The organism is Pseudogracilibacillus auburnensis, from assembly GCF_003201975.1.
Lineage (GTDB): Bacteria > Bacillota > Bacilli > Bacillales > Amphibacillaceae > Pseudogracilibacillus > Pseudogracilibacillus auburnensis.
Window position 1 is genome coordinate 72,421 of record NZ_QJJQ01000008.1, and the last position, 19,982, is coordinate 92,402.

A 19,982-nucleotide genomic window follows, 5' to 3' on the forward strand; every position below is an offset into this window, starting at 1 on the left:
ACTGAAAGGAGTTTTCTATTCCTATGCACTTATATCATAACACAGAAAATGACCTTGTTATTAATGTAGAACAAATTCATTTTCGTGGTCAAATAATGAATAAATTAAAGAAACGATTTATAACGTATGGATATGATGAAATTTATACTTCTACTTTTGAACATTATGATTTATATGCAAACATGAACGGAACAGTAAATCACCACGAAATGATTAAAACGATTGATAATACTGGAACAGTTCTAGTGTTACGACCTGATATTACGATTCCAATTACACAGCAAATAGCGATGAATAATAAGGAAATTCAGGAGGATTTACGATATTTTTACGTTTTAGACGTATTTCGTCAAACGGCAGAGGCGAATGAGTACCGGGAAAGTACGCAAGCTGGTGTAGAGTACTTCGGGAACCCAGCTCCAGAAGCAGATGCAGAAATTATCGCACTTGCTATTCATTTACTTCAAGATGTTCATGTGAATCATTTTAAAATTGAACTTGGTCATGCAGGTTTCTTTAAGCAATTGGTAAACGAAATGAATATACAAAAACAAGATTTAAATGAATTAAAGCAATATATTCAAGCCAAAAATATTACGGAAATCGAACAACTTTTACACCGATTAGATGTGGAAAAAGATGTGAAAGATATTGTCACTTCTTTGCCATTTTTATACGGCAATCCGCTAGAGGTGATTGAGCAGGCTAGAAAACTTCCTTTAAACACTAAGATGAAAAATACATTGCAAAATATTACTGACATTTATCACGTATTACAATCTTACGGGGTTGCTGACCATATAGTAGTTGATTTGGGTTTAATCAATCATATGGATTATTATTCAGATATGATATTTCAAGGATTTATTGAAAAGGTTGGAAAGCCAATATTAATGGGAGGACGTTACAATAAATTAGCAAATCAATTTGATGCAACGATCCCCGCAATCGGTTTTGCTTGTGACATTGATTTACTTTTAGCAGGAATTGAATCATCCTTATTAACGAAGATGAAACCAGTCGATATCATCATCTCTTATCAAAAAAAACAGGAAGATAGTGCATTAGATCTGGCTAATAAACTTCGTAATAAAAAGGTAAAAGTATTAACTTATCCTAATGTCACATCTAAAAATCATCTACCTCAAGGAATGTTTTCCATTGATATCACTGAAAATAAATCAATCTTTATAAACGACAATGAGGAAACACCTTTTACAACATTTGAAGAGTTAATTAGATTAATTCAACAAGCTAGGGAGAGAAATTAATTGGCACAACTTACATTAGCATTAGCGAAAGGACGCACTGCAAAAGAATCATTACGGCTCATGGCAAAAGCGAATATTACTTTTCCTGATTTTCATGAAAAAAGCCGTAAGCTCGTTTTTTATAGTGAAGATCAGTCCATTAAAATGATTTATGTAAAAGCTGTCGATGTCACGACATATGTAGAACAGGGTGCAGCTGATATCGGAATTGTTGGTCGTGATAATATTTTGGAAGCCGAAGCAGATCTATACGAGCTACTCGATTTAAATTTAGGTAAATGTCGATTTGTTATTGCTAGCTTAAAAGATCTTCAAATAATGAAAGGAAAAAAGATTAAAGTAGCATCAAAGTATCCAAATGTAACGAAAAAATATTTTTCCCGAAATGGTCTTACTGCGGAAACAATTAAATTAAATGGCTCAGTTGAACTGGCTCCTATTATTGGTATGGCCGACTGTATTCTCGATATTGTCGAAACAGGTAATACGATTAAAGAAAATGGCTTAACGATTTTAGATGATGTCGAACATATTAGTACACGGCTTGTCGTTAATAAAGCAAGTTTCGCGACAAAAACAGACCAAATTCAACAATTGATTAGGCAATTAAAAGCTGTGTTGGGAGGAACGGAATGAGAATAAAATCGATAGAAGAATTTCAATTAGAAGCAAAACAAAGTGAAGTAGAACGTAATGAAAAGATTGATGAGACAGTTTTAGCAATTATTCAAGAGGTTCGTAAAAATGGAGACAATGCGCTTTTAAATTATGCAGAAAAATTTGACGGTGTCCGTTTGGAAAATCTCGTCGTTACAGAAGATGAGTTTGAGGAAGCAGAAAAACAAGTAAGCGAAGAGTTTTTGAAAGCTATTGAGGTTGCTCAAAAAAACATTAAGGAGTTCCATGCCGCTCAACTAGAAAAATCGTGGTTTATCCATAAAGCTGATGGAGTCATGCTCGGTCAACAAGTAACCCCGATGGATCGTGTAGGAGTTTATATTCCCGGTGGAAAAGCAGCCTATCCTTCTACCGTTTTAATGAATTTAATCCCTGCCCATCTTGCAGGAGTACCTGACATTTATATTGCCACACCACCCCAAGCCGATGGGAAAATTAATCCTCATGTACTTGTAGCGGCAAAAAGTGTTGGGGTAAATTGCATTTTTAAAATGGGTGGTGCCCAAGCTGTTGCAGCATTCGCATATGGAACGGAAACAGTTAAAAAAGTGGATAAGATTGTCGGACCAGGAAATGACTATGTCGCCCGCGCAAAAAAATGGGTATACGGGGATGTCGCAATTGATATGATTGCTGGACCAAGTGAAATTTGTATCGTTGCAGATGAAACCGCTAGGGCTGATTATGTAGCTGCCGATCTTTTGTCTCAGGCAGAACATGATGAGGCGGCAACATCGATTTGCATTACGACGAATAAAGAGTTGGCCCAAGAAGTTGCAACAGAAGTGAACAGACAATTAGCAAAACTAGAAAGACGTGAAGTAGCAACTGCTTCTATTGAAAATAATGGGCAACTTATTGTAGTCGACTCGTTGCAGCAAGCTTTTACCCTCGTTAATGACATTGCACCAGAACATTTACAATTAATGATTGAAAATGCGACAGACCATTTGGCTGATGTAAAACATGCGGGAGCGATATTTTTAGGAAATTATTCTCCAGAACCGTTGGGAGATTATATGGCTGGGCCAAATCATACGCTCCCAACAAGTGGGACGGCGAAGTTTGCTTCTCCACTTGGCGTGTATGATTTTATGAAAAAGTCGAGCATTATCCGTTATTCAGAAACTGCTTTATTAAAAGAAGCTAGCTATATTGAGACATTGGCAAACATGGAAGGCTTAAGTGCCCATGCTAAATCGATCGAAATAAGACGGAAGAAAAAGTAAGGGTAGTTTGAAAGAATAATTCCATTAGATAGTGCGCATATGTTGGGGAAAGTGCGGACATTTTCAAGGAAGTGCTGAAAAACCATTAGCTAGTGCGCAATTTTTCGAGAAACTGCGGAATTTCCATTGGCCAGTGCGCAAAACTTTGAGAATGTGCGGAAATTAATTACTTCATAAAGGATGATTATTGTTGAGAAAACATTCTATTTCACGAGATACAGCGGAAACGAAGATTGAATTAGACTTTTTACTTGATGGGGAAGGAAAAGGAAACATTCAAACTGGTGTTGGTTTCTTGAACCATATGCTCGTTTTGTTTACCGGACACGGTCTATTTGATTTGAATGTAACATGTGATGGCGATATTGAGGTAGATGACCACCATACAACAGAAGATATTGGGATTGCTTTAGGGCAAGCATTTAAAAAGGCAATTGGGGATAAAGCTGGGATTACCAGATATGCATCTGTTTCCATTCCGATGGATGAAGCACTTGCAACTGTCCATTTAGATATAAGTGGGAGACCTCATCTCGTTTACCGTGTAGAAGGATTAAAAGATAAAGTTGGCCGTTTTGATACGGAACTTGTCCAAGAATTTTTCCAAGGATTTGTCAATCATGCAGGAGTGACTCTACATATAAATGTGGAATATGGAACAAATACACACCATATGATTGAAGCAATTTTCAAAGCATTTGCCCGTGCATTAGATGCTGCAAGTACACTTAATCCACGTGTCAAAGGGGTTCCTTCAACAAAAGGAGTATTGTAAGAGGATGTTCAAAAAGTCCAACAAAATGACTCATCGAATTTCCGCGTTGGCTTGCTTTTCCGGTACTCACGTATGTAAAATCATACGCTCCGTTCCTCGGGAGCTACGCCGCCTTGAACTTCTCGGTCCTTTTTATCGGCCTTTTTGAACACGCACTATAAATTTTATATAAGGAGATAACTGATGATTATTTTTCCAGCAATTGATATTTTAGATGGTAAATGTGTCCGATTGATTCAAGGTGATTACAATCAAGAAAGGGTATATAGTGATTCTCCCATTGCTATGGCGAAAGAATGGGAAGAAAAAGGCGCAGAATATATTCATATTGTTGATTTAAATGGCGCGAAAACTGGCCAATCAATTAATAAAGACATTATTCAAGAAATTGCTACAACAGTCTCGATTCCAATCCAAGTCGGTGGAGGCATTCGTTCCCTTGAGACGATTAAGGAGTATATTGAAGCAGGTGTATCCCGTGTCATTATCGGGACTGCCGCAATTAATGATCAAGAGTTTTTGAGAGAAGCGGTGGAAAAATTCGGTGAGAAAGTAGCTGTCTCAATCGATGCTCGTAATGGGTATGTAGCAACAGATGGCTGGACAGATACAAGCGATGTATTAGCACTTGATTTAGTAAAAATATTAGAAGAAATCGGTGTAACAACGATCGTATATACCGATATTGCAAAAGATGGCATGTTACAAGGACCTAATCTTGCTGAACAACAAACAATCAATGAAGCTACGAAAATCGATGTGATCGCATCGGGAGGCGTCACGACAAAAGAAGATGTGGAAAACTTAGAAGCTTTCAATATATATGGAGTAATTATTGGGAAGGCGTTGTATGATGGGAAACTTGAATTCGAATCATTAATGGAGGAATAAAGATGAAAAAGCGAATTATCCCTTGTTTAGATGTAAAAGATGGTCGTGTTGTGAAAGGTAAAAAGTTTCAAAACATTCAAGATGTTGCTGAACCAGTTGAACTGGCTAAAAAATATGAGTTGGACCATGCGGACGAATTATTTTTACTCGATATAACAGGAACAGATCGCGAAACCTTTTTACAAATTGTTCAAGATATTTCTGCCGTAATTAACATTCCATTATTCGTTGGTGGTGGGATTCGTTCTGTCGAAGATGTTGCCGCTGTTTTACAGGCTGGTGCTACGAAAGCTTCCATTACGAGCGCAGCAATTGAAAATCCCGACCTTTTACAAGAAGCCGTAGTACAATTTGGAAAAGATAAAATCATTTTATCGATCGATGCGCAACAAGTAGCACCAAATAAATGGCACGCGTATACAAGTGGAGGGAAAGTTGATTCTGGACTTGATGTGATAGAATGGGCTAAACGTGGAGAAGAAATCGGTGTTAGTGAAATTTTACTGAACTCGATTGATGCAGATGGGGTAAAAGATGGGTATGACTTGGCATTAAATAAAGCTGTAACAGATGCGGTAGATATCCCGGTTATTGCAAGTGGTGGTGCTGGTGAAATGAACCATTTTAAAACTGTATTGACAGACGGTGGGACGAATGCCGCACTAGCAGCCTCTGTTTTCCATTATGAAGAAATTAATATTACCGATTTAAAGGAATATTTACTTAACTTCGACATTCCAGTAGAGGAGATTTAACATGCTAGAAAATATAAACTATGATGAAAATGGACTTATCCCAGCAATTGTTCAAGATGCTGTTTCTGGAAAAATCCTGATGCTCGCCTATATGAATGAAGAAGCATTACAAAAAACAGTCGATACGAAAGAAACTTGGTTTTATAGTCGTTCTAGAAAAGAATTATGGAATAAAGGAGCAACTTCTGGCAATAAACAAAAAGTAAAAAGTATTGCACTTGACTGTGACCAAGATGCTCTACTCGTTACTGTTGAGCCACTGGGTCCGGCTTGTCATACGGGTGAAGAATCTTGTTTCTTTGCCAACGTTTATAACGAGAAACATCTTAATCGTGATGTGATTCATACCATTATTGATGTCATTGAAGAACGGAAAAACAATCCTGTTGAAGGTTCATATACAACTTATTTATTTAATGAAGGTATGGACAAAGTGTTGAAAAAGGTTGGCGAAGAAGCGAGCGAAGTAATAATTGGGGCGAAAAACAATGACAAAGAAGAAATAAAATGGGAAATGGCTGATTTAGTCTATCATACTCTCGTTTTAATGAATATGACTGGCGTAACTATTTCAGACATAAAAGACGTTTTATATGAAAGACATATTAACAAAAAGGAAGATGCCAATGACTAATCTATGGAGTTCGATGGCACAACGAGCAGAGCCATACATTCCAGGGGAGCAATTAAATAAAGAAAATATCATAAAATTAAATACGAATGAAAACCCATATCCGCCTTCCCCTAAAGTAATCGAGGCAATTTCAAAGGAAGTGGGGAAAGATTTACGGTTATACCCATCACCGACAATGGAAGATCTTCGTTGTTCGATTGCGAGATACTACGGATTAGAGACGGAAAATGTATTTATCGGAAATGGTTCAGATGAGGTATTAGCTTTTTCATTTATGGCTTTTTTCGAACCTGGGAAACAAATTCTTTTTCCTAACATCACCTATAGCTTTTATCCAGTCTATGCAAAACTATTCCATATTCCGTATAAAGAAGTCCCTTTAAATAGCGATTTCACTGTTAATGTAGAAAACTTTTTCCATTCGGATGGTGGTGTTATTTTTCCGAATCCAAATGCACCAACAAGCATCTATCTACCACTAGAATATGTGGAAAAAATTGTGCAAAACAATCGTGAAAAAGTTGTAATCATTGATGAAGCCTATATCGACTTTGCACCTGAATCGGCAGTGAAACTAGTTAATCAATACGACAATTTACTCGTTATTCAAACGATGTCAAAATCGCGTGCATTGGCAGGGCTTCGAGTCGGTTTTGCGCTAGGGAATGAACAATTAATTCAGGCATTAATTCGGATGAAAGATTCTTTTAATTCTTATCCAATTGATCGGCTAGCAATGGCTGGAGCAAAAGCAGCAATAGAGGATCAAGCATACTTTAAAGAAACAACTGAAAAAATTTTAACGACAAGAACATGGGTGACGAAACAGCTCGAGGCATTGGGTTTTAAGGTGCTTCCTTCTTCAACTAATTTTGTGTTCGCAAGCCACCCGGAAATGGCTGCAGAAAAAATATATGAGGAATTACGTGAAAAAGATATGTTAATCCGCTATTTCGGCAAGGAACCAATTGACAACTTTGTACGGATTACAATTGGAACCCGTAAAGAAATGGAGCAGTTTATTGAAACTGTTGGCGAAATAGTAGGATAATAGTAAGATGTGTGGACTATAACTAAACGTATCAACTCCACAGACGAACGATTAGAGGATAGAAAGGTTAAAATATTACCTGTACAGCGGATGTATTTAACGATAAACGTAGTTGATATAAACTGCGCAGTACCATTAAAATAGTGAATATACCATCGCTACGGAAATGCACTCCGCTTTCCGTGGGCGGCTGTTAAGCCTCCGACGCACAATGTTTATTGCGACGAGTAATCGCAGTCGCAGGACGTGCTAGTGCGGGTGTTGCGACAAACGTTTTCGATGGGATGAACGAAAGTGCAAAAGCTCTTCGATGGGGCGAGTAAGCGCAGTACCAGTTCCAGGACGTCGCGCCCCTTAACCCGCCTCACTTGCTAGCTCGTTGCGGGGTCTCCGCCCTCGCTTTCCCTCTTCGCTAAGGAATGTCAGAAGCAAAATGTAGAGTTCAATACAAGAATGCACTGCTCCAGCGAATAATGCTGAGGTCAAGACAGGTATGCGCGGTTCCTGCGATTAATGCTGAGGTCAAGACAGGTATGCGCGGTTCCTGCGATTAATGCTGAGGTCAAGACAGGTATGCGCAGTTCCTGCGATTAATGCAGAGGTCAAGACAGGAATGCGCGGTTCCTGCGATTAATGTGGAGTTCAATACAAGAATGCGCAGTTCCAGCGATTAATGCAGAGGTCAAGACAGGAATGCACTGTTCCTGCGATTAATGTGGAGTTCAATACAAGAATGCGCAGTTCCAGCGATTAATGCAGAAGTCAAGACAGGTATGCGCAGTTCCAGTGATTAATGTGGAGTTCAATACAAGAATGCGCAGTTCCAGCGATTAATGTGGAGGTCAAGACAGGAATGCGCGGTTACTGCGATTAATGCTGAGGTCAAGACAGGAATGCGCAGTTCCAGCGATTAATGCAGAGGTCAAGACAGGAATGCACTGTTCCTGCGATTAATGTGGAGTTCAATACAAGAATGCGCAGTTCCAGCGATTAATGCAGAGGTCAAGACAGGAATGCGCGGTTCCAGCGATTAATGTGGAGTTCAATACAAGAATGCACTGTTCCAGCGATTAATGCGCAGTTTATGGGTTATGTAAAGGAAATGATGACAATTGGTAGCACGTTTTTAAAACAGTCAAATGAAAAATCCAAAGTAATGAACATTTTTATTGTAGAAATTTGAATCATAATTTGAATCTCTCTATGACTAGAACACTTTCGTCCTCTCCCTTTTGTTATGATTGGAGCAAAAGAACAAAACAGCGATTCAAGATAACAAATTAGGTCGACTGATTGTCATGCAGAAAAACGCTAAGCACAGTGTATGACCATTGGAAATGGATGAAGGACTAGCAGATTTGAATTTCCACCAGTCCCTCCTATTAATCATTAACCTCTGAAATAGAAAGTTGAATATTTCCAGTGAAATTTTCACCATCCATGTATATATAATTACTTCCACTTGCAAGCTCAATTTCCTCTTCAAATTCTCCCTCATCATCCATCAAAACACTAACAGGATCACTTCCTCCAGCAAATGATAAAGTGAATGTTCCTGTTTCGGAATTCGATTCTGCATGCCATTTTAATGTTGTACCGTTTCCTTTTTCAACACTAGTACCGCCGAACAGTATTTCCTGTCCGGTAAAGTTGTCATACTCAGCAGTATATGTTCCAACATAGCTGTTAACACCCATTTCTCTGTTACCAACCAATTCATTATCTTTATGAATAACCATATCTCCTGCTGATTCAACAACTTGATTATATTTATCTAACACTTTATCTTTCGCAAACTCTCCACAACTAGTAAGGGACAGGATACAAATAACGGACAAAAACATAACGATAATCTTTTTCATTATTTCACTGCCAGCCTTACTTGTTTCGTATAAAAATAACGAACGATAATGAAATAGGCTACTTGGATGACGAAAAAGCTACTAAGAACAAGTGCAGATTCTCGAACGAGATTGTAACCAAACATATGGGATAAGGCAGTTAATGCGACAGCACCATGGATAATCGCGACAATAATTGGTGCAAAAAATAATATCGTAATTTGTTTACTAATAACCCCGTTCATTTCACTTATCGTTAATCCAATTTTACTAATTGCTGTAAATTTCATTTTGTCCTCATCCAAATCAGTATACAATCTGAAGTAAAGGAAGCTGCCTGCTGATACGAAAAAGACGATTCCAATAAATAAGCCGACAAACATGATTGGACCCCACATTTTATTCATATCATACACAACAGAGTCTACAGCCATAAATTGATAAGGTAATTCATTGCTTATTTTTTCTCCCGCTGCAATAAGATCTTCTTTTTTTCCATTTTTCACTTGCCAACCAATTACTGTATTTTCGTAGGCAGGCTCAGGAAGCTGCTGGAAAATATGCTCACTTACAATATAATACGCTCCTACTTCTGGCAATACATCGGGCTTTGCACCAATGTCTTTATTATCTACCTTTATATTCGTTCCATCTTCAAGAACAATCGTTCTTTTTAGTTCTTTTTCTGGCATCATATTGACGGAACTTTGTCCAACCGTAATTACCTGTTTATTTTCTAACGTAATTTCTTTTTCCCCAATTAATTTAGCAAATGCATTATAGATTGAAGGGGTAGTAATTAAGGTTGGTAGATCATGATCTCCTTCCTTTTGACTAAAATAGGCCAAGTCGACTCCTGATTTGTCATACGTAATTTGGTGTTCTGCGAATATATCTTCAATCAGTGTAATGTCTTCGTTTGAAATATCTTCAACTTCCGACTTTAAGGTAAAAGCAATTGGATTTGCTTCTTTTACACCTGTCGTTAAATATGACTTTAGCCCAACCAATGTTCCAATTGCACTAAAGGCGACAGTTGAAATTATTGCAACCATAAAAAATGCTCGAGCATTGTCTTTCATTCGATAAGACAAATCGGAAAATAGTAACATATTTGTTTTTTTCCAAAATAAATTTTCATTGTTTTTTAACTTCCTAATAATAAACACACTTAATTGGGTAAATAATAAATAGGTTCCAACTGTAACAAGGATAACAACTGGAAGTAAAGCTGCAACTACCGCTACACCTTTTACATATACAGCGATTGCGTACCCGCTTCCTAATAAGAGGACAGCTAATACCGTTAAGATAATCGATGCTTTCGGTTCACTCTTGCCAATTTTATCGCCCTTAATTAATGTGACTAGCTTTTTTGTTCGTAAAACAAAGGTGACAAAAATAGAGATGCACAAAAATAAAATCATAAACGATATAAACGTGAAAACAAGCGCCTTGATTGGCATGTAAAAATGCAAACTTCCTTCCATTACTAGTACATTTTCCGCCACTAGTAAAATACCTTTGGCAAATACTAGACCTAGAGCAATGCCGAACACTGTTGCAAAGAAGCCGATGAGCATATTTTCTAAAAATACCATCCATCGTATTTGTCGATTGGACATCCCTTGTATGATTAAAACACCGAACTCTCTTTTTCGCGATTGTAAAAAAGAACTCATTGAATAAAGGATGAAGAAAAAGGAAAAGACGTAAATAATTCCTCCGGCAACCGACATGCCCTTTGCTACACTTACGTTCATATCATCTCCCGTTAATCCCGGATGAAAAGCAAAATTTAAAAAAGTGAAAAACACCATCACCGTAAACAAACTACTTAAAAAGTAAGCAACATATAAACGTTTATTTCGGAAAACATTATTAAACGCGAACTGACGAAAGGTCATTGTCATTTCCCCCCATTAATGAAAGTGTATCAATAATTTTTTGGAAGAAAATCTGTCGATTATCGCCTCGATGTATCTCCGAATATAACTGCCCATCTCGAATAAAGATGACTCTATCACAATAGCTTGCCGCTTGTGCGTCATGTGTCACTAGCATCATCGTCGTTTGTTGTTTTTCATTCATCAATGTGAGCATTTCCATCACATCTTTAGAAGCTTTTGAATCGAGATTTCCTGTCGGTTCATCCGCTAATACTAATTTCGGTGCATGGATCATTGCTCTTGCTACAGCAGTTCTTTGCGCTTGTCCTCCTGATATTTCAAACGTTCGTTTATTTAAAATTTCTTTTATGCCCAAAGTTTCTGCAATCGAGTATGCTCTTTCTTTCATCTCTTTTACTCGTTTGCGATCAAGCGTTAAAGGAAGTACGATATTTTCCTCCACAGTCAATGTGTGCAATAAATTAAAGTCTTGAAAGACAAACCCTAATTCTCGCCGACGAAATTTTGCCAAATTATTTTTATTTAATGTATGTGGATTATTGTCTTCAATCAACACTTCCCCTGCTGTGGGCTCATCGATCGTTGCAATAATATTAAGAAGCGTTGTCTTTCCACTTCCTGACGGACCCATAATACCGACAAATTCACCTTTTTCTACTTTTAAATTAATATCTGTTAAAGCGCGATAAGGTATCTTTCCTTCATATACTTTACTTACATTTTTAACGTGTAACATATAATAACCCCTTTCGTTTTACCTAATCACTAGCTTATAACAGACGTTCTTAACTCACTATCGAAGTTTCTTTCACTTATCTTACAATGATGTAAGGTTTCTTAAAGTGCGTGTTCAAAAAGGAGGATAAAAAGGATCGAGGTCGGCTAAGATCGCTGGCGTCCTGCCAGCAAAGCTGACACTAGCACGTCCTGTGCGTCGCAGTTCGGGGCGGCGTAGCTTTGAGCAAATGTTTTAGCACACCGGAAAAATGGTCTTCTTTTCCAAGAAACGGAGCGTATGCATTTTAATACGTGAGTAGCGTAAAAGCAAGCCAATTAGGAAACTTTGCATTAGCCACTGCAAATGCCTTAGTTACGCTTATGCAGTAAGAAAGGATTGATACTTTCTTAACTGCCAAAGAAATGCGAAGTGTCATTTTTGCCGGACTTTTTGAACAACCTTTTAGAAAACAATCCTAAAAGTGGAGCCTTTCCCTTCTGTTGACTCCACTTCTATTTTATGCCCCAAATACTTGGCAACCTCTTTTACTAAAAAAAGTCCTACCCCCGTTGATTCTCTAAACTTTCGGCCATTTTCCCCAGTGTAAAACGCATCAAAAACACGTTTAATATCTGCATCTGATATGCCGATGCCAGAATCCGTTATTTCAAGAACCGTATGCCCAAATCTTTTGTTAATGATGATATCAATATGACTGGACTTTCCTGCTGAATATTTCACCGCATTATGGATGAATTGTGTCATCATAAAAAACAACCATTTTTCGTCTGTTTCAACGGTAATCCCTTCTTGTAATTCTTTTACTTGTGGAAAAATATGATTTCGAATAAAGAGCCGTTTATTATCTCGATTTACTTCTTGGACTATTTTTAACAGGGATACTCGTTTTATATGAAAGTCTTGTTCAATCGTCCGAAGCCTTGCCATATAAAGGACCATATTTAAACCTGTTTTCAAGCGATCTGTTTCTTCTCGAAAACTAGAAGCAGCTGGCTCGTCTAGATCTTCTGCCATTAATTCTAGAACAGAAAGCGGTGTTTTCATTTGGTGAATCCATCGATCCATAAAAATCAAATGTTCTTCTTGTGCCTTATTCATTTCCATTAATTGATTCTGATAAGTACTATATTGTGATTTTAATAATTCATTTAGTTCCGTTGCGATCGCTACATGATCTAATTCTTGTAATGATTCGTCAAGCGACCTAATAGGAGTAGAAAGTCGATGGTAAAATTGACGCCGGCTGACATAATGATAAGCAAGATAACAAAATAGAAAAAACAAACTAAGAAAAATACTATACATAGCTATTTGGATATGACGAAAACCAGCTAGCCAAAAAATCCCGGCTATCGTGATAAACTGAATGATTTGTACAATGATCAATAGAACATGTTCTCTTAAAAACAATTTCATTCTACTGACTCCCAAGTAGTATGAAGTCTATATCCAACTCCACGTACTGTTTCGATAGCATCTTTTATGCCGATTTCAGCTAACTTTTTCCGGACTCGTGTAATATTTACATTCAACGTATTTTCATCAACGAATGTTTGATCATCCCAAATTTTTTCTAGCAATGCTTCACGTCCAGCAACCCTTGGGAATCTTTCCATTAATGATTCAATAATATCAGCTTCGTTTTTCGTAATAGAAATTTTTTGACCTTTATAATGGATTTCCAATCGTTCCAAATAGAGTTGTAATCCGGCTTGCTCAACAACTCTCTCTGTACTCATACTCGCATATTCTCCATAAGCTCGTCTCAATTGACTCCTTATTTTAGCCATCACAATTTCGGGTGAAAATGGTTTCGTAATAAAGTCATCTCCCCCATTTTCCAGTGCCATTACTTGATCCATTTCCCCCGTTCGTGCCGAGATAAAAATGACAGGACATGTAGAAACTTGCCGAATTTGTCTACACCAATAAAACCCGTCATAACTCGGCAAATTTATATCGAGTAAGACGAGATGAGGCTTAATCGAGTGAAAGTCATTCATCAAAGCTGAGAAATCCTTTACAGTGGACACCTCATACCCATACTTTTTAACTTCTCTATCTAAATGCTCAGCAATTTTGGCGTCATCTTCTACAATTAAAATTTTTTGCATTGTTATTTCCTCCATAAAAAATACATCTTATTTACTATTATATAGCAATAAGATGTATGTTAAATACTTATTTCACGCTTTTTGTGTAACGTCTGTTTTTTGAAACTTTGCAATGATTCCTGTAATAATGATGACGATAACAGCTGGAAGTAGCCAACCAAGCCCTTCATTATAAAGCGGAAGAACAGTTTTATAAAAATGAAGAACAGGCTCCATCCAACTAAAATATTCAATTTCAAGTGAACTACATAATGCTTTTAAACCGTCAAAAATACTAATTAAAAATGTTACCGCTATTGTTGCAACATAAACAATTTGCGAATGGTTAAACAACGGTGACAGAAATGTTAGTAACATTAATACAATTGCCAGTGGATATAGGAACATTAATACCGGGATTGAATACGTAATAATATTTGCTAGTCCGAAATTCGCAATAATAAATGTTAATAAAGAGAAAAAGACGACTAATGCTTTATAACTAATAGAAGGAAATAATGTATTAAAATATTCCGCATTCGCTGTAATAAGTCCGATCGCTGTCGTTAAACAGGCAAGAATAATGACGACCGCTAACATGACATTTCCGAACGTACCAAAATAATGGCCAGCGGCTCCACTAAGAACAGGGCCACCTGTATCAAATATTCCTAAAACAGATGTACTTGTTGCTCCAAGAAACCCAATACCAACGTAAATAACTCCTAATAAAATAATGGCAATAATTCCTGATTTAGCTGCTTCGGTAAAAATTTGTCCTTTTGCTGTAACACCCATAGACCGAATAACAGTAATAATAATGATTCCGAATACTAACGAAGCTAAAGCATCCATCGTATTATAGCCTTCCAAAAATCCCTTTACAAAAGCTCCACTTTGATATGCCTCTTCCGGTGATTGAATTGCTCCCATCGGATTGAACACTGCTGCAAGTAATAAAACAGCAAGTAATACAACGAGCGCTGGCGCTAAAATTTTCCCGACATTATCGACAAGTTTTGCCGGAAACATGGAAAATAAAAAGGCGATTGCAAAAAAGATGATCGAAAAAATGAGCAGACCAATTTTTTCATTTCCTTCTCCAATAAACGGTGCAATTCCAACTTCGTATGCAACAGTTCCAGTTCTAGGTGCAGCAAAAAATGGTCCAATCGTTAAATAAAGCAGTGCAGTAAAAAAGACTCCATATATTGGGTGGACTCTACTTGATAATTCTTGTAAGTTTTTGCTACCTGAAAAGCCCATGGCTAAAATTCCGAGTAATGGTAAGCCAACACCCGTTATTAAAAATCCAATGACCGCAGGCCAAATATTTGTTCCTGCATATTGTCCAAGTTGTGCTGGAAAAATTAAATTCCCTGCTCCAAAAAATAATGCAAATAACATAGACCCAATTGCCACATGAGAAGAAAAAGTAAGTTTGTTCTTCATGATGACCCTCCCACTTTCTAACTTTTAGTAAATATTGTGCTAACATTCCAAGTTTGATTGCTCTATTTTTCAGGCAATTCCTCATTAAAAGAGAATAAGACGCAAAATGATTTGCGCCATAACGTTAAATTTTCTTTTCTATCTCTGCTTTTTCTTTTACTTTATCAATCTTTGCTTGCAATTCTTCTTCTGTCTTCTGTTGTAATAACTGGGCTTTTAATTGTTCTTTAATTTCATCAAATTCAGGGATTGCTTCATTACCCTCTTTTGCCTGATCATAATAATCTTCTAACTCTTGATCCGTCACAGAAACTTTAATTGCTTTTTCCACAAATTCATTCATTGTTAGTTCAAATTTTAGTTGTTCTTTAAAACCGGATTCCGTTAGTTGATATTGTTCTAGTAAGGTTGAAAGAGCATCCCCATTTTCTGATTTTAATGTATCAAACTCACTATTTGCTGTTTCATCTGTTATTTCAATTCCTTCTTCTTTTGCCTGTTGGATTAGTAATTGTCGATCAATGATCGAATCCATTGTAGCATTTTTTATTTCTTCCACATCTATATCTTTATCAAATTGTCCAGCATGAAGTTTTAATTGGGAATAAACTAAATTATAGGTTGTCCCCTTTACATCATCACCATTAATAATTGCGACAATTTCGTTATCATCTATTTTTTCTTCATCCGTTATTTCTAGTTTAGGGCCAGCCGCTTCCTCTACCTCTTTTTCCTTTTTCTCATCATCTCCACAAGCAACAAGAACGATCATAAACAAACAGACGAGCAACCCAATGACAAATTTTTTCATTTTTTTAAAATCCCCTTTTAAACAGTGTATCTCCATTCAAACATAATTATTTAGTTGTAATCAAGTAATACAAGCTAAATTTATCGTACAAATTTTTGACAATTGTATAGGCCTGTCCTACTATGTTGCCTAAGATTATGGATAACTTCAAGATCTCTAACTCTTAAATTATACTATAATTTAGCTTAAATATTAAATGATCTGTACTTTAAGTTTACCGTTTTTACCAAGTTATTTTTGAAGCGAAGAAAAAAACATGAAAATCATACAATGATATTTCTTTCTTGAAAAATCAATAAATGGAAACAGCACAAAACTAGGTTGTTTGTGTGGCGTTTTAAATTTTAAGTCAGAATCCGCTTGCTTTTCCCACAGGAGTCTCACGGATTCTGGCTTGAAATTACCAGCATTTCCGGACAACCCCGTTTAGTTCTATTCAATTATCCTATTCAAAGTCTTAACACTAGTTGTCTCGAATGTCTTTTTTCTATTATTTGGGTAAACTTAGATCTGTACAAAGGAAAATTCCGGGTAGGTATTAAACCGCCACATTGTGGAATTTCGAGCAAGTTTAACAGAAGAACACTTATCCCATTATGAGGTCAAGAACATCCAACGTTGAATTTAGGACGACCTTCAAGGGAGAATGAGGGCGAAAAGCTAATAGGATGATAGAACCCGTCTCCTATCCATAAAGTGGGTCAGATGCTGTTAGGCTAAGATTTAAACAAGCATGAATACCGCGCCATGCTTCTCACACATTTTGATCTTAATAAGCAATGATTCTCGGTGATTCCATATTTTTTTTGTTTGAATCATATCCTCCAAGTTTACGAGATCTTTTTCAACACTTGAAGGAGCTCCTTCTATGGTCGAAGTTTATGATACTTACAGATGCATACCAATGTTCCATATGAAGGCTTTCATGATGATCTAAATCTGTAAATGTAATTGCCCCATTTTCTTTTGCTTTGCTAAGTAACGTTTCTAGTTTTTGCTTTAATTGAACCATCCTCCACATCCTTTTTTACGTAGAAAATAGTCTTACAACGACTTTTTCGGAACGATTCGGTGAAAAATAGATAATGCTTTAGCAATTCCGTTTTCGTCTACTAAAATTTCAACAGGTTCAGTAACGTCATCGATAAAAGCATAAAATACATTTTCACGTTTGAACCTCTCATGACTAAAGTCACGAGATTCTTGGGAACAGAGCATACTTGAGAGCGGTGGCATACACTACCCACAGTGGTTTCTCTTATACACCAAGCTATCTCCGCAGTTCCTGCGGTTCTTGATTATTTTCCTTTTTACGTTAGGGATAGTTTCCTTAGCCCTTCAACCAAGATGTTTTTGCTAGCGTTGATATCACGATCATGGTTTGTGTGACAAGTAATGCACATCCATTCTCGGATGCTAAGGGCTTTCTTTGCATCTTGATGCCCACATTCTGAACAGATCTGGCTGGATGGATACCACCTATCAATTTTGACAATTGTTTTCCCATACCATTCAGCTTTGTACTGTAATTTGGAAACGAAGCTGGACCAAGATACATCAGAAATACTTTTGGCTAGTTTACGGTTTTTCAACATACCTTTTGTATGTAAATCTTCGATACAGATAATATCGTGGTTTTTGATTATATCTGTACTTAACTTATTTAGGAAATCGGTACGCTGGTTCATCACTTTTTCATGGAGTCTCGCAACTTTACGTTTTTGTTTCTGGTAATTCTTTGCTTCAAACAGATTGATTCCTCTCTTTTTGGCAAGCAAAGCACGCCGAGATAGTTTACGTTGTTCCCGTTTGAGTTTCTTTTCCATTTTGGAAGTGAATCTGTCATTATCGACTTTTTGACCATCAGAAAGAACAGCGAAGTCTAAGATGCCTAAGTCAATACCGATGGCTGATTCGGTTTTAGGAAAGTCGTGTATCTTTTCTTCACAAAGAATAGATACAAAGTATTTTCCACTTGGTTTTTTGCGAATGGTCGCTTGAAGTATACGCCCATGAAGTTTCCGGCTTTCGGCGAATGGTACATGCCCAATTTTAGGAAGTTTTAGGAGGTTACCATCAATAGAGATATTTTGATTGACGTGTTTTGTAGTGTAGGACTGAACAGGATGCATCTTACTTTTGAATCGGGGTCTTTCGTTTTGTTTGTTAAAGAAACGAGAAAAAGAATCAGCGAGGTTTTTCAAGGAGGACTGAAGGGCAATGCTATCAACCTCTTTTAACCACTCCGTTTCTTCTACCCTTTTCATTTTAGGAAGCATGGCAGAACATTGATTGTACGATAATCCCTTTCCAGTCTCAGCGAATGTCGTATTCCATCGATGAAGGAAATGATTATACACAAATCTTGCACAGCCAATTGTTTTAGCAATTAGTTTTTCTTGGTATTTATTGGGATAGATCCGAAATTTATAGGCTTTATGTTTCAACACATGATCCACCTCGTTTTTATACTTTCATTATACTTTACGGAACATGTGTTTGCAAACGAATTTGAGATTAGATTTATAGCTCCCTGGCGTCCATTCATCCTACGATTGAAATCGCGGGTGTTCTGGACATTCTTATAAAATGAATCGGATACATTTCACCTTTATATGAAAAAGTTAGCGTTCCGTTTTTAGCGCTCAAAACGATGTCCATTCTTTCTCCAGATTGATACGTTCCACAATATAATGCTAGCTTTTCAAGATCTACTATATATTTTTCACTTGTCAGATAAGTAGCATCTAAATCTCTTTCAAAATAAGCATTTAATACATGCTCCATTAATTTTGAAGCGGGAAATCCTGATAAATTTGATAACACAATGGCACTTACCCCTTCTTCCAGAATCATTGCAAACTTAGAAGAGATAGATTGTAAACTACCACCGTGATCGGCTAGTGTTTTGCCAAAATAGTTTGGAGTAATGGTTAACCCGAAGCCATAAAATTTTTCTGGATCCTTTTTTATATAGGGATGTATGATTTGTTCTATACTTTCTTCACTCAATATTCGAGCACCATTTACAACTCCTTTCGTTAAAAACAAGGTAGAATAAGTAATCATATCGTTTGCAGTTGATTTTAAAAAACCTGTTGCCCTCATTGGCGGTGCATCCCACCAATCTTGTACAGCATAAATCAATTGATTCTCTTCACTTTTTTCATAGCATGTTGTAATATTTTGATCTGATTTATCATCATCAAAATGAAAGAAGGTACGTTCCATCCCACACGGCTTGATAATATTTTCCATGATATATTGTTCATATGTCATTCCACTAACCTGTTCAATAATGGCACCAAGTAATCCATAAGCATCATTTGAATAGCTGAAACATTCACCAGGTCTTGCAAAAAGTTTTATATCCGAAATAGCTTCTAGCAAATCATCGTATGTTACTAAGCGCTTTTTTCCATCTTCTTCAAGAAAATCGATCATCGATTCATCATTTCTTTTCCGAACCATTGCACGATCTAATGAAGGGAGTGGAGGTAATCCTGATGTATGTGTCATAAAGTGATAAATGGTAATTTGCTTTACATCTGCTACATTTTTCACGCTAAATATAGGTAAATAGCTAACTACTGGTGCATGAATGTCTAGTTTTCCCTTTTCTCTAAGCTGCATAATCGCCACACATGTGAATGACTTTGTAATGGAAGCCAGACCAAATACGGTATGACGTGTGATTAATGCTTTCTTTTCCTTATTTCGATAACCAAAAGTTCCTTCATACTTTAATTGACCTTCTTTAGCAATTGCGATCATACACCCTGGTACTTGATACTTTTCTAATAGCTTTAACGCTGTTTGCTCAAATTTTTGATATTGAATCATCTTTCCCTC

General features: G+C 36.8%; 19 protein-coding genes. 8 read left to right on the forward strand and 11 right to left on the reverse strand.

Annotated elements, in window-relative coordinates; genetic code table 11:
• Nucleotides 1–23 precede the first annotated feature (23 nt).
• The 8 genes from hisZ (at nt 24) to hisC (ending at nt 7,284) form a co-directional block, all read left to right on the forward strand.
• Nucleotides 24–1,271 (forward strand): ATP phosphoribosyltransferase regulatory subunit, encoded by a 1,248-nt coding sequence (gene hisZ / locus DFR56_RS11980; RefSeq protein WP_110395679.1) that lies wholly within the window; start codon nt 24–26, stop codon nt 1,269–1,271.
• A complete protein-coding gene (gene hisG / locus DFR56_RS11985; RefSeq protein WP_110395680.1) occupies nt 1,272–1,907 on the forward strand; it encodes an ATP phosphoribosyltransferase in 636 nt (211 codons plus the stop codon).
• Nucleotides 1,904–3,178 carry a histidinol dehydrogenase gene (gene hisD / locus DFR56_RS11990; protein WP_110395681.1) on the forward strand — a complete coding sequence of 425 codons (1,275 nt, stop codon included), beginning with the start codon at nt 1,904–1,906 and terminating at the stop codon, nt 3,176–3,178. Before hisG ends, hisD begins: the two co-directional genes overlap by 4 nt.
• A gap of 190 nt (nt 3,179–3,368) precedes the next feature.
• Nucleotides 3,369–3,953 (forward strand): imidazoleglycerol-phosphate dehydratase HisB, encoded by a 585-nt coding sequence (hisB, locus tag DFR56_RS11995; protein ID WP_110395682.1) that lies wholly within the window; start codon nt 3,369–3,371, stop codon nt 3,951–3,953.
• Between the two features lie 183 nt (nt 3,954–4,136).
• Nucleotides 4,137–4,844: a 1-(5-phosphoribosyl)-5-[(5-phosphoribosylamino)methylideneamino]imidazole-4-carboxamide isomerase gene (gene hisA / locus DFR56_RS12000; protein ID WP_110395683.1), complete on the forward strand. Its 708-nt coding sequence runs from the start codon at nt 4,137–4,139 to the stop codon at nt 4,842–4,844.
• Nucleotides 4,845–4,846: 2 nt separating this feature from the next.
• Nucleotides 4,847–5,599 (forward strand): imidazole glycerol phosphate synthase subunit HisF, encoded by a 753-nt coding sequence (hisF, locus tag DFR56_RS12005; protein WP_110395684.1) that lies wholly within the window; start codon nt 4,847–4,849, stop codon nt 5,597–5,599.
• A gap of 1 nt (nt 5,600) precedes the next feature.
• The gene (gene hisIE / locus DFR56_RS12010) at nt 5,601–6,233 is read left to right on the forward strand and encodes a bifunctional phosphoribosyl-AMP cyclohydrolase/phosphoribosyl-ATP diphosphatase HisIE (RefSeq protein WP_110395685.1); all 633 of its coding nucleotides are present in this window, start codon (nt 5,601–5,603) and stop codon (nt 6,231–6,233) included.
• Nucleotides 6,226–7,284 (forward strand): histidinol-phosphate transaminase, encoded by a 1,059-nt coding sequence (gene hisC / locus DFR56_RS12015; RefSeq protein ID WP_110395686.1) that lies wholly within the window; start codon nt 6,226–6,228, stop codon nt 7,282–7,284. Before hisIE ends, hisC begins: the two co-directional genes overlap by 8 nt.
• A 1,382-nt stretch (nt 7,285–8,666) precedes the next feature.
• Here the strand turns inward: hisC and DFR56_RS12020 are convergent.
• From DFR56_RS12020 to DFR56_RS12060, 11 genes are all read right to left on the reverse strand, one after another.
• Nucleotides 8,667–9,146, reverse strand: a complete 480-nt coding sequence (locus tag DFR56_RS12020) for a hypothetical protein (protein WP_110395687.1) — start codon at nt 9,144–9,146, stop codon at nt 8,667–8,669.
• Entirely contained in the window at nt 9,146–11,032 is a 1,887-nt protein-coding gene (locus DFR56_RS12025; RefSeq protein WP_110395688.1) for an ABC transporter permease, read from the reverse strand. The genes DFR56_RS12020 and DFR56_RS12025 overlap by 1 nt, the downstream gene beginning before the upstream one ends.
• Nucleotides 11,007–11,771, reverse strand: a complete 765-nt coding sequence (locus tag DFR56_RS12030; protein ID WP_110395689.1) for an ABC transporter ATP-binding protein — start codon at nt 11,769–11,771, stop codon at nt 11,007–11,009. The genes DFR56_RS12025 and DFR56_RS12030 overlap by 26 nt, the downstream gene beginning before the upstream one ends.
• A gap of 444 nt (nt 11,772–12,215) precedes the next feature.
• Nucleotides 12,216–13,190, reverse strand: coding sequence for a sensor histidine kinase (locus DFR56_RS12035; RefSeq protein WP_110395690.1), 975 nt, complete (start codon nt 13,188–13,190; stop codon nt 12,216–12,218).
• Nucleotides 13,187–13,888, reverse strand: a complete 702-nt coding sequence (locus DFR56_RS12040; protein WP_110395691.1) for a response regulator transcription factor — start codon at nt 13,886–13,888, stop codon at nt 13,187–13,189. The genes DFR56_RS12035 and DFR56_RS12040 overlap by 4 nt, the downstream gene beginning before the upstream one ends.
• A gap of 72 nt (nt 13,889–13,960) precedes the next feature.
• A complete protein-coding gene (gene brnQ, locus DFR56_RS12045) occupies nt 13,961–15,319 on the reverse strand; it encodes a branched-chain amino acid transport system II carrier protein (protein ID WP_110395692.1) in 1,359 nt (452 codons plus the stop codon).
• 124 nt (nt 15,320–15,443) lie between these two features.
• Nucleotides 15,444–16,130 (reverse strand): SurA N-terminal domain-containing protein, encoded by a 687-nt coding sequence (locus DFR56_RS12050; protein WP_158525620.1) that lies wholly within the window; start codon nt 16,128–16,130, stop codon nt 15,444–15,446.
• 844 nt (nt 16,131–16,974) lie between these two features.
• Nucleotides 16,975–17,142: a hypothetical protein gene (locus DFR56_RS22975; RefSeq protein WP_158525621.1), complete on the reverse strand. Its 168-nt coding sequence runs from the start codon at nt 17,140–17,142 to the stop codon at nt 16,975–16,977.
• Nucleotides 17,143–17,174: 32 nt separating this feature from the next.
• Complete coding sequence (locus tag DFR56_RS22980; protein ID WP_211320627.1) at nt 17,175–17,366, reverse strand: hypothetical protein; 192 nt, start codon at nt 17,364–17,366, stop codon at nt 17,175–17,177.
• Between the two features lie 74 nt (nt 17,367–17,440).
• Nucleotides 17,441–18,580 carry an IS200/IS605 family element RNA-guided endonuclease TnpB gene (tnpB, locus tag DFR56_RS12055; RefSeq protein WP_110395694.1) on the reverse strand — a complete coding sequence of 380 codons (1,140 nt, stop codon included), beginning with the start codon at nt 18,578–18,580 and terminating at the stop codon, nt 17,441–17,443.
• 94 nt (nt 18,581–18,674) lie between these two features.
• Entirely contained in the window at nt 18,675–19,973 is a 1,299-nt protein-coding gene (locus DFR56_RS12060; RefSeq protein WP_158525623.1) for a serine hydrolase domain-containing protein, read from the reverse strand.
• Between the last annotated feature and the right edge of the window lie 9 nt (nt 19,974–19,982).